Source organism: Streptomyces sp. NPDC104831 (assembly GCF_055583025.1).
Map to the genome: position 1 here is coordinate 209,677 of NZ_JBVJOT010000006.1, position 10,691 is coordinate 220,367.

Here is a 10,691-nt window from a genome sequence, read left to right on the forward strand (position 1 = left end):
ATGAATGTGACTAGTCATTTTCATGACTATCATGTGCGGGAGGTCCGCGACAGAGGCACGCAAGGAGACAGCCCGATGGCGCTACGGCACGCCGTACTGGCGGCACTGCTCGACGGAGAGCTGAGCGGCTACCAGCTGGCCAAGGCGTTCGACCTCGGTGTGGCCAACTTCTGGTACGCCCAGCCGCAGCAGCTCTACGCCGAGCTGAGCCGGCTGGAGAAGGACGGGCTGATCGTGGGCCGCGAGGTGCTTCAGCAGGCCCGGCCCAACAAGCGCCTGTTCCGGGTGACGGACGCCGGACTCGCGGAACTGGGGGAGTTCACGGCCGCCTCCGCGAAGCCCTCCTTCATCCGCGACGACCTGCTCGTCAAGGTCCAGGCCGCCGACCACGTCGAGACGGAGGAGCTGATCGCGCAGCTCTCCGAACGCGCCGCCTTCGCCCAGGCCAAGATCGACCTCTTCGGCAAGCTGCTGCGCGGCATGCGCGGCGAGCGTACGGAGGAGGAGTTCCTGCGCCACGGCGACCGGGTCGGCCCCTACCTGACGTGCCTGCGCGGTCTGGCCTTCGAAGAGGGCAACCGTGACTGGTGCGAGCGCACCGTCACGGTCCTGCGGGAAAGGCGGCAGGCCCGCGCCCGGCACTGACGCGACGCACCGCCGCCACGTCGCCCCGGGCGACGGCCGGACCGAGGGCCCCGGCGCCGGCGACGACACCGCGGCCCGCGCGGCTTCGCCGACCGGCTCGCCGAACGCCCGGTCGTGCCACAGGGCGCGGGGCGCCGTGCGTGCGCCTCGCACCGGGCCGCCCGGCATCCTCGTCGACGGCGGTGAGCCGGCGGTGTGCCCTCACGTGCCGGCGGCGGCCTCGTCGAGGGCGGTGAGCGCGGCGTCGGCCTCCACCTGACGGGGGCTGCGCAGCGCCGCCAGGGCGTCGCGGGCGGCGAACAGCGTCTCCCTGGCCTCCGGATGTCCCGCGGCGCCGAGCGCCTGACCCAGGTCCAGCCGGGCCTGTCCGGCCCACGCCGGCATCTGCGCGGCTTCGAAGGCGGCGAGGGCCTGCCGCAACGGCGCCTCGGCCTCCTGCCAGCGTTCCAGGGCCGCCAGGTCGTTGCCGATCTGCTGCCGGGCGACCGCGTGGTACAACGCGATGACCTCCTCGGTCCGACCCGGAATCCCCGCGCGGCAGATCCGCTCGCTGCGGCGGTGGATGTCCAGGGCCTCGGCTGCCCGGCCGGTCTGGCGCAGCAGGGTGCCCAGGCTGTTGAGGACCGTCAGCTCGGCGAGCCGGCCCTGTGGCGACTCCTGGGAGGCGAGGCAGCGGGCCGCGTCGCGCAGGCGCTCCTGGGCCTCCTCCGCACGGCCCAGCCGGCTGAGCGCGCCCGCGCCGTAGCCGAGCGCCCAGCCCTCTTGCAGCCCGTCCCCGCAGTCGCGGGCCGCCGCGAGCGCGCCGTCGGCGCTCGTCAGGGCGGCGCGGGGGTCGTGGACGCAGAGGTTGTAGGCCCAGGCGAGGTAGTTGAGGTGAACCGCCTCCTCACGCCGGCTGCCCAGGGAGCGGGCGGCGTCGGCGGACCGCTGGAACACCTCCACCCACTGCTCCCAGTGCTGGTTGAGGTCGGAGAACCAGTGCATCGCCTCCGCCGTGTCCAGCACCTGCCGGTACCGGCCGGCGTCATGGGCCCGGCGCAGTGCGGCGAGCCACTGGGCCCGCTCGGCCTCCAGCCAGGCCCGGGCCTCTTCCCGGCCGGTGGGCGCCGTGTCCGGGTCCGGGTCGCCCGGCGACGCGGCCTGTTCGTGGTCGACGTCGAAGTGCAGCGCGGCGGCGGTGGCCCGGCGCAGCATCCAGTGCGCGGTCCGGTCGAGGGCGGCGTCGCGGACCTCGGGGCCGTCCTCGGCCTCGGCCTGTTCGGCCGCGTAGAGCTTGAGCAGGTCGTGGAAGCGGTACCGCTCGGCGGCGGCGTCGCTCTGCAGCAGACCGGCGTCGGTCAGCTCCTCGGCGCGGGCGACCGCCTCGTCGTGGGACAGGCCGGCCAGGAGCGCGCCGGTCTCCGGGCTGAAGTCAGGGCCGGCGGCGAGCGCGGCGCGGCGCAGCAGGGTCTTCGCGTCCGGGGGGAGCTGACGGTAGGAGAGCGCGAAGGCCGCGCGCACCCGCAGGCTCCCGGCCTGGAGACCGTCCAGCCGCCGGCCCTCGGCGGCGAGGCGGGCGACGAGCTTGCCGAGGCGCTCGTGCGGACGGCCGAGCAGCCGCTGGCCGGCGATCCGGACGGCCAGCGGGAGGTGTCCGCACAGGTCGGCGAGGTCGCGTGCGGCCTGTGCCTCCGCCCGTACCCGGTCGGGGCCGATGATGCGGGTGAGGAGTTCCACCGCTTCCTCGCGCCGCAGCAGGGACAGATCGGTGCGGTGGACGGACTCCAGACCCGCCAGGACGTGGCGGCTGGTGACGAGGGTCAGGGACGGGCCGGTGCCGGGCAGCAGGGGACCGACCTGGGACTCGTCGGCGGCGTTGTCCAGCAGCAGGAGCATGCGCCGGTCGCCGGCCAGGGACCGCCACAGGCCGGCGCGCTCGTCGGTGCCCGCCGGCAGCGCGGCGTCGGCCACCCCCACCGCGCCCAGCAGCCGGGCCAGCGCGTCCCGGGGGGTGGTCGGCTCGGGATCCATGCCGTGCAGGTCCAGGACGAACTGCCCGTCGGGGAAGTGCGGGGCGAGGAGGTGGGCGGCGTGCACCGCGAACGCGGTCTTGCCCAGACCGGGCTGCCCGGAGACCACGCTGACCACCGGCCGGCCCGCTCCGGCGTCCCGCGCGAGGTCCAGCAGACGGGCGAGGGCCGGGCCCCGCGCGGTGAAGTCCTCGATGTCGCGCGGCAGGGCCAGCGTGCCGGACCCGGCCGGGCCGGTGTCCGGCCGGGGGCGCGGCCGGCCGAGGGCCGCGGACTCCTCCAGGCCCGCCGCCTCGCCGTCGTCCAGTCCCAGCGCCTCGGCAAGCGCCCGCACCGTACGGCGCTGCGGCCCCCGGGTACGCCCGCGCTCCATGTCCGCCAGCGCCCTGACACTGACCTGGGCGTCGTGCGCGAGGGCCTCCTGACTCAGTCCGGCACGGGTGCGCAGACGGCGCAGCCGCTGCCCGAAGTCCCCTGTGGATGGCGTGCCGTCGCGCACCGTCGAAGCCCCCGATCGTCCGGCTCGTCCGGATGAGAGCCTCCGGCAGAAGTATGGCCGACGGCACTTCTGCCGGGAGAACCGCCTGGGCGGCGCGGACCGGAAGTGATCGACTGAAGGCCGACGCGGAACGGTCGGCCTGCCGGGGCGAACGCGGACGTGGCACCGCATCCCGGGCGGACCGACCGCCGGGACACGGGGCCCGGCCGGGCCCGGGAACGGCCCGGACCACCCGACGTCGACGCGAAACCGCGCACCACCAGTACGACGACCACGGCCCACGGCACCGCGCCGCGGCCCACACACTCCGGGGGGAACTCTCCATGAACACTCCGCGCAACCGCTCCGTGCTGCTCGCCGTCGCGGGCACGGCTCTGACCCTGTCCCTCACCGCCTGCCAGAGCGACGGGGACACCACGTCGAAGGCCGCGGTGGCCCCCAAGGCCACCGTGGCGTCGTCCACGGCGTCCGCCCAGCAGGCCGGCGACAAGGGCACCAGCACGTCCGAGGGGACGGGATCGACCGGCTCGGCCCGCGCGACGGGAGCGAAGGGCTCCGCGCACTCCACCGGCACCACCGGCACCACCGGCACCAATGGTTCCACCGGTTCCACCGGTTCCACCGGCGAGCAGGCCTCCGCCTCCGCCCCGGTCTGCACCGCGGGAGACGTCTCCGTCACCGCCGCCACGCAGGACGGTCCGCCCTACACGCACATCGTCCTCACGGCGAAGAACACCTCCCGCCACCTGTGCCGGCTGACGGGCTTCCCGCACATCCAGTTCCTGGAGAGCCACAAGCAGGACGTCCCGGCCGTCGCCAAGAGCAAGCCGGCCACGCCGGTCGTGCTCTCGGCGGGAGCCCCGGCCTACGCCCTGGTGAAGCTGTCGGACGGCGGGGTCGACGAGGACAACGAGCCTGTGTCGGCGTTCTCCGTGCAGCTGGAGGGCGACTCCACGGTCATCGCCGTCACCGCGCCGGGCAGCGGCGGCATCGCCGTCGACCCGGCCAAGGCCCTCACCGGCTACTGGACCCCGGAACTGCGCAACGGCGCGGACGACTTCTGAGTCCCCCCCGCCGGGCTGACGCCCGGGCACGGTGACACCTCGCCCGCCGGGTGACCGGCGGCTGAGGGCGTTCGGTGCGGCCGTGGGGGACCGGCGGCACGTCGGGCGAACGGTCGAGCACGCCGCGGAGACCGCGTCCGCCACCCGGTGTGCCCGGACGGCTGGAGTACGCGCACGCGCGTGCGTCCGCCGGCCGTCACCCGCCCCGCCCGCCCGCGCCCCGGGGTCCACGGCGCGGGTACCAGGCGACCACCAGCACACCGACCGCCAGCACCAGTACGGCCAGCACCCGCATCGCGGTGTCGAGGGACGTGGTGAAGTCCGTGACGACGGCGTGCCGGAGGCCGGGCGAGGTCGGGCCCCGGGCGGCCAGCCGCTGTTCGGCGGCGGGAACGGTCGTCGGCGCCCCGGGCCCGCGCAGCGGCGCCGGGAGGCCCGCGGTGAACACCCCGGTCACCACGCTGCCGCCGACTGCCACGCCCAACGCGCTGCCCAGCTCCCGCGCCAGGCTCTGCAGCCCGGAGCCCACCCCGGCCCGGTGGGCCGGCAGCGCGGACATCATGCCGTGCGACAGCAGCGGGGTGGCCAGACCGCACCCGGCCGCGGTGAGCGTCGCCCCGAGCGCGTACAGGGGATACGGGGTGCCCGGGCCGACCAGCGAGACCGTGCCCAGACCGGCCGCCAGCACCGCCAGCCCGGCGCCGAGCGTCACCCGCGGGCCGGCCCGCCGCTCCACGGCCACCGCGCAGCGCGGCGCGAGCAGCAGCGCACCCGCCATCGGCAGCAGCCGCACTCCCGCCCCCAGCGGCGAGTAGCCCTTGGCGTACTGCAGATACTGCCCGTTGACGTAGAACAGGCCGAACATCCCGGCGAACGCCAGCGCCATCCCGACCGCCCCCGCCCGCACCACCGGCACGGTGAACAGCCGCGGGTCCAGCATCGGATGTTCCCGCCGCAGCTCCCAGCCGGTCCAGGCCGTCAGCAGCACCGCCGCCGCACCGAACCCGCCCAGCACCCGCGCGCTGCCCCAGCCGGCCTGCGGACCGGAGACGATCCCCGACAGCAGCGCGAGGAAACCGGCCGTCAGCAGGCCCGCGGACACCACCGACACCGGCCGGCCGTGCCGTGGCGGCGCCGGGGCGAACACCACGACCAGGGCGAGAGCCGTCAGCGACAACGGCACCACGCACCAGAACAGCGCCCGCCACGAGCCGGTCTCCAGCGCCGCGCCGCCGCCGACGTTGCCCAGTACGGCCGCCAGGCCCGTCATCGACGCCCACACCGCCACCAGCCGCGGCCGGCGGTGCGCCGGCGCGCCGCCCACCAGCAGCGCCAGGGTCGTCGGCAGCACCGCGGCGGCGCCCACGCCGCTGACCACGCGGCCCGCGATCACCACGCCCACGACCGGCGCCACGGCGCACAGGACGCACCCGGCGGTGAACAGGCCCAGGCCCGCGGCCAGCACCCGCTCGCGGCCGAGCCGGTCGGCGAGCGCGCCGCCCGGGATCAACAGGCAGGCGAAGAACACCACATAGCCGTCGACCACCCACATCACCGACTCGGCCGACGGGCGCAGCGCGCTGCGCGACAGCGCGGGGACGGCGAGGTTCACCGCGGACACCATGCCCACGACCAAGGTGACGCACAGGCACATCACGGCGACGGTCGGCGGCCCGGGCTCCCGGCTTCCGGGCTCCCGGGTACCGGCTGGAGACCCCTCCGTGCCCCGGCCCGCGGACGCGGCCGGGCCGGACGCCGCCCCGCCGGTGCTCCCGGGGCCGGGCATCACCGTATGCCTCCGGCGCGTCGCAGGTGGCCGTCGTCCCGCGGGTCCGGACCGGCGTGCGGGTCCGGGACGGCGCGGACGAGTTCGGTGCGGAACGCCAGCCGGTCGCCGCGGATGCGCAGGAACTCCAGGTCCACCGGGCGTCCGTCGGGCAGTCTGGTCAGCCGTTCGACGGTGAACAGCGCCGAGCCCGCCGGGATGTCCAGCAGTGCGCACGTGTGCGGGTCACCGCCCACCGCGTGCACGGTGACGCTCGCGGAGCCGAGCCGGCCGCCGGTGGACTGCTCGATGAGCCCGAACAGGTCCCGCCCGGCCAGGTCGGCGGCCAGCAGCGGCTCCCCGATGTCCGCGGCCAGGTAGGTCAGGTCCAGGGACAGCGGGACACCGTCCAGCAGCCGCAGCCGTTCGATGTGGACCACCCGTCCGCCGTCGGGTACGCGCAGCTTGCGCGCCACCTCGCCGGGCGGGCGCACCACGTCCGCGACCCGCACCCGGTTGGTCACCTCGCCGTGCGCGCGCAACGTCTCGGCGAGTCCGGTCAGCCGCTCCAGGGTGTGCTCGTAGGGCCGGCGCACGATCACCGTGCCCACGCCCTGGCGCCGCTCGACCACGCCCTCGTCGCGCAGCACGCCCAGTGCCTCGCGGACGGTGTTGCGCGACACCGCGAAGTCGGCGATCAGCACCCGTTCGTCCGGCAGCACACCCGAGGCGAACGCCCCCGAGGCGATCTGGCGGCGCAGCACCTCGGCGACCTGCCGGGCCCGGTCCGCCCGTGTCCGCCGCCGGGCTTGCGGTGCCGGACCGCGCGCACACCGTCCACCCGGACCCGTGCCGGCGGCCGGGGGAGTGGGCTGGGCGGGCGAGGCGTTCATGGGACCTCCGGTACGGGTCGGGGCCGGACGGCAGGGGAGCACACGCCGGGGCCGGCGGTACCGGCGGTGTCCGGATGCCACGCGCCACGGGAGCCCGCGGCGCCCGTCGACCCTGCCGACCGGGCGGCGACGGGGCCGTGCCCGTACGCCGTCGACCGGTCGGGCCAGACCGCCGTGTCCGGCGGGGGTCCGTGACCACGCGGCGCCGCTCAACCTAGGACGCTGATGTTTCCGGCACGTTAAGCCACCCTTTCTGACCTGCGGAAACACCGCTGACGTGCGGCGCTGCGACAGGCGCGCGGGCGTTGCGCCACCCAGTCGAAGCGACGGTGCGGCAGGAGGGGTCGGTCCGGCCTGCCCATGGCAGCGCGACTGCGTACCGTGACGCCCGCCGTGCGTTTCGGAGACGGGGCGCCCGCCGGCCACGGAGCGGTGACCGCGTGGGGCGGTGACGGTCCGGGCGTGGGCCGAGTGTCCGCGTGTGCCGGGTCGCCGGGGGAGGAGCGCCCCCTCCTGCCGCCGGTGAGCCCGCTCGCCCGTCTCAGGGCGAAGGCTTCTACCGTGCCGGAAGGAGATCGGCGGGCCGGTGCGTCGGGTTCATCGCCTCGACCGCCGTGACCAGGGGGGCCAGCCCGGGGTTCTTCGCGGCTTCGTCGAGCGCTTCCCTGAGGGCGGTGTCGTTGGTCGGCCGGGCCGCTCGCAGCAGCTCCAGGCCCGCGTCGCTGACATCGGCGTAGATGCCGCGGCGGTCGGTCGGACACAGGTAGCGGGAGAGCAGGCCACGGTCCTCCAGGCGGGTGACCAGGCGGGTGGTGGCGCTCTGGCTGAGCACCACCGCGTCGGCGACCTGCTTCATCTGCAGGTGCCCGCCCTCGTCGCCGTGCTGCCGGCTGAGCACGTCGAGCAGTGAGTACTCGCGCACGCTCAGGTCGTGCGCGGACTGCAGGGCACGCTCGATGTGCGCCTCGATCCGGGCGTGCAGGAGATAGAGGGCTGCCCATCCGCTGGCCAGAGCGGTCAGTGAGGGATCCGTGGCGGTCATGGGTCCGGGTCTCCTTCCGGATGAGACTCGGACCCAGGGTAAGCCCTGCGTGGAAATATCGGCTAGGGCCTACATAGGGCTTTTGCAAGTATCCACGCGTCGGTGCGACGGTGAGCTGCGACTCTTCCAGGAGCCACGTCACGCGAGGGCTGCCCGCGTTTGCACTTAGCGAGCGTCTGCAAGTATTGTCGACGCTCGCAAGGCGCACTGGCAATCATCGGCGCGGTGGGCGTCGGCGGCGGAGCCTGCGAGCGGGACCGCGCCTTCGCCGCCGCGCCGGAGGAACTCGCCCGCTGACGCTCCGCCGCGAGGGCCCGGCCCGCGCCCGGGCCGTCCCCGGGCCCACACCGACCACACATCGCACCGATCACCGACTGAAAGAGAGCCACCCCATGACCACCGTCCCCGCCGTGAAGCTGAACAACGGCGTCGAGATCCCCCAGCTCGGCTTCGGCGTCTTCCAGGTTCCCGACGACCAGACCACCGCCGCCGTCGCCAACGCCCTGGAGGCCGGATACCGCAGCATCGACACCGCGGCGATCTACGGCAACGAGAGCGGCGTCGGCCGGGCGCTGGCCGCCTCCGGGCTGCCCCGCGAGGAGCTGTTCATCACCTCCAAGCTGTGGAACGCCGACCAGGGCTACGACGCCACCCTGCGCGCCTTCGACGCCAGCCTCGCCAAGCTGGGCCTGGACCACCTCGACCTCTACCTGATCCACTGGCCCACGCCCGAGCGGGACCTGTACCTGGACTCCTGGCGCGCCATCGAGCGCCTGGCCGGCGAGGGACGGATCCGGGCCGCCGGCGTCTCCAACTTCCAGCCCGCCCACCTGCAGCGGCTGCTGGACAACGGCTCCCTCGTCCCGGCGGTCAACCAGATCGAGTTGCACCCCGGCCTCCAGCAGGCCGAGCTGCGCGCCTTCCACGCCCGGCACGGCATCGCCACCGAGGCGTGGAGCCCGCTCGCCCAGGGCGCTGTCCTGGACGACGCCGCCATCACCGCCGTCGCCGACCGCACCGGCAAGACCCCCGCCCAGGTGGTGCTGCGCTGGCACCTTCAGCTCGGCAACATCGTCATCCCCAAGTCGGTCACCCCGGCCCGCATCCGCCAGAACCTCGACGTGTTCGACTTCCGTCTCACCGACGAGGACATGACCGCGATCGCGGCCACCGACCGCGACCTGCGCACCGGCCCCCACCCGGACCAGTTCAACTGACCCGCGAGCCCGAGCCGGTACACCGGCACCGGTACGGCTCGGCCCCGTACACCCCGCCGCCCCGTCCCGGGCAGTCGCCCGGGGCGGGGCGCCGTCCTCGCCCCGGAAGGACCCGCCGTGGCACCCCCGCACCCCGCACTCGCCCGTCTGGCCCCCGCCCCCGGGCGGCTCACCCTCGGCCTCGAACTCCCCCTCGACAACGACTGGGACCCGTCGCGGCAGCACGCCGACCGCGAGTCCGGCCGCCCCTTCGGCGTCCCGGACCTGACCGGGCACGCCCGGCTCGCCCGGCTCGCCGACCGGCTCGGTTTCGCCGCACTGTGGCTGCGCGACGTCCCGCTCTACGACCCCGTGCAGTTCGGCGACGCCGGATCCGTCTTCGAGACCTTCACCCACCTCGGCCACCTGGCCGCCGTCACGGACGACACCGTCCTCGCCACCGGCGCGGTCGTGCTGCCCCTGCGCGAGCCCCTGCTGGTCGCCAAGGCCGCCGCCACCGTGGACGTGCTCGCGGGCGGACGCATGCTGCTCGGGCTCGCGAGCGGCGACCGCCCCGTGGAGTACCCGCTCTTCGGACGGGACTTCCGGCAGCGCGGCACGGCGTTCCGCGAAGGCGTGGAGACCCTGCGCGCCGCCTGGCGCGGAGGCCCGCTGGAACTGCCCCGGGCCGGCCTCGGCGCCGACCGGCGGCTCACCGTCCTGCCCAAGCCCGTCCACCCGGCCGGCATCCCGATCGCCGTCGCCGGCGGTGCGCAGCAGACCCCCGAGTGGATCGCCGAGCACGCCGACGCCTCCCTCAACTATCCGCGCGACCTCGGCGCCCTCGGCCTGAGGACGCGCGAGTGGCAGCGGCTCACCGGGGGCGGCAAGCCGTACCTCACGCCCATGGTGCTGCACCTGCGGGAGGACCCGGACGCCCCGCCGCGCCCCATTCGGCTCGGACTCAGCGTCGGAAGCAAGGGCCTGATCGACCGCCTCGGGGAGATGGCCGACCTCGGTGTCGCCCATGTCTCCTTCAACCTTCGGCCCAACGAGCGGCCGGTGGACGAGGTGCTGCACGAGCTCGCGGAGGACGTCCTGCCGCACTTCCCCCGCCGGGGTCCCGAGCGCGCCCACCACTTGCATTAGCCCGCGTCTGCAATTATTGTTGACGCTTGTAAGGTGCTCCTGCATTGATAGGCGCAGGGCATTCGGCTCCGGCACTCCCGGCGCCAAGGCACCCATCGAAAGGCACCACCATGTCGCTGAAGAACCTCCTTCCCGGCCGTCTCGGCTTCGGCACCGCCCCGCTGGGCAACATGTTCCGCGCGATCCCCGACGAGGAGGCCCGCGCGACCGTGGAGGCCGCCTGGGACCAGGGCATCCGCTACTTCGACACCGCCCCCTTCTACGGCGCCGGCCTCGCCGAGGAGCGCCTGGGCCAGGTCCTCGCCACCAAGCCCCGCGACGAGTACGTGCTGTCCACCAAGGTCGGCCGCGTCATCCTCGACGAGATCGAGACCGACGTCCCCGACTTCGGCGAGAAGGGCGGCCTCTTCGAGCACGGCAACCCCAACA

Annotated in this window: 9 protein-coding genes; 5 read left to right on the forward strand and 4 right to left on the reverse strand. The window is 74.8% G+C overall.

The genetic code is table 11. The features are described from left to right. The first annotated feature begins 75 nt into the window (after positions 1-75). Complete coding sequence (locus ACZ63H_RS06790) at positions 76-645, forward strand: PadR family transcriptional regulator (protein WP_469862769.1); 570 nt, start codon at positions 76-78, stop codon at positions 643-645. A 201-nt stretch (positions 646-846) separates the two neighbouring features. Here ACZ63H_RS06790 and ACZ63H_RS06795 read toward each other — a convergent pair whose 3' ends face one another. After that, entirely contained in the window at positions 847-3,153 is a 2,307-nt protein-coding gene (locus ACZ63H_RS06795; protein ID WP_469862770.1) for an ATP-binding protein, read from the reverse strand. A 323-nt stretch (positions 3,154-3,476) separates the two neighbouring features. Here ACZ63H_RS06795 and ACZ63H_RS06800 point away from each other — a divergent pair, with 323 nt between their 5' ends. Beyond that, positions 3,477-4,217, forward strand: coding sequence for a DUF4232 domain-containing protein (locus tag ACZ63H_RS06800; protein ID WP_469862771.1), 741 nt, complete (start codon positions 3,477-3,479; stop codon positions 4,215-4,217). Between the two features lie 196 nt (positions 4,218-4,413). Here the strand turns inward: ACZ63H_RS06800 and ACZ63H_RS06805 are convergent, their stop codons facing one another. The 3 genes from ACZ63H_RS06805 to ACZ63H_RS06815 form a co-directional block, all read right to left on the reverse strand. Next, positions 4,414-5,871, reverse strand: a complete 1,458-nt coding sequence (locus ACZ63H_RS06805; protein WP_469862772.1) for an MFS transporter — start codon at positions 5,869-5,871, stop codon at positions 4,414-4,416. Positions 5,872-6,002: 131 nt separating this feature from the next. Then, a complete protein-coding gene (locus ACZ63H_RS06810) occupies positions 6,003-6,875 on the reverse strand; it encodes a GntR family transcriptional regulator (protein ID WP_469862773.1) in 873 nt (290 codons plus the stop codon). Positions 6,876-7,431: 556 nt separating this feature from the next. Then, on the reverse strand, positions 7,432-7,917 hold the full coding sequence (locus ACZ63H_RS06815) for a MarR family winged helix-turn-helix transcriptional regulator (protein ID WP_469862774.1): 486 nt from the start codon (positions 7,915-7,917) through the stop codon (positions 7,432-7,434). 392 nt (positions 7,918-8,309) lie between these two features. On the opposite strand from ACZ63H_RS06815, the gene ACZ63H_RS06820 reads away from it, so the two are divergent. The 3 genes from ACZ63H_RS06820 to ACZ63H_RS06830 all read left to right on the forward strand — a co-directional run. Further along, positions 8,310-9,134, forward strand: a complete 825-nt coding sequence (locus ACZ63H_RS06820; protein WP_469862775.1) for an aldo/keto reductase — start codon at positions 8,310-8,312, stop codon at positions 9,132-9,134. A 117-nt stretch (positions 9,135-9,251) separates the two neighbouring features. After that, positions 9,252-10,262 carry a TIGR03571 family LLM class oxidoreductase gene (locus ACZ63H_RS06825; RefSeq protein ID WP_469862776.1) on the forward strand — a complete coding sequence of 337 codons (1,011 nt, stop codon included), beginning with the start codon at positions 9,252-9,254 and terminating at the stop codon, positions 10,260-10,262. 110 nt (positions 10,263-10,372) lie between these two features. Further along, positions 10,373-10,691: aldo/keto reductase (locus tag ACZ63H_RS06830; protein WP_469862777.1), on the forward strand; the 319-nt coding region annotated here is incomplete at its 3' end.

Bases quoted from the DNA above. Each gene is read 5' to 3' on its own strand.
- ACZ63H_RS06790 (WP_469862769.1), top strand. From the start codon at position 76: ATGGCGCTACGGCACGCCGTACTGGCGGCACTGCTCGACGGAGAGCTG.
- ACZ63H_RS06800 (WP_469862771.1), top strand. From the start codon at position 3,477: ATGAACACTCCGCGCAACCGCTCCGTGCTGCTCGCCGTCGCGGGCACG.
- ACZ63H_RS06805 (WP_469862772.1), bottom strand. From the start codon at position 5,871: ATGTGCCTGTGCGTCACCTTGGTCGTGGGCATGGTGTCCGCGGTGAAC.
- ACZ63H_RS06810 (WP_469862773.1), bottom strand. From the start codon at position 6,875: ATGAACGCCTCGCCCGCCCAGCCCACTCCCCCGGCCGCCGGCACGGGT.
- ACZ63H_RS06815 (WP_469862774.1), bottom strand. From the start codon at position 7,917: ATGACCGCCACGGATCCCTCACTGACCGCTCTGGCCAGCGGATGGGCA.
- ACZ63H_RS06820 (WP_469862775.1), top strand. From the start codon at position 8,310: ATGACCACCGTCCCCGCCGTGAAGCTGAACAACGGCGTCGAGATCCCC.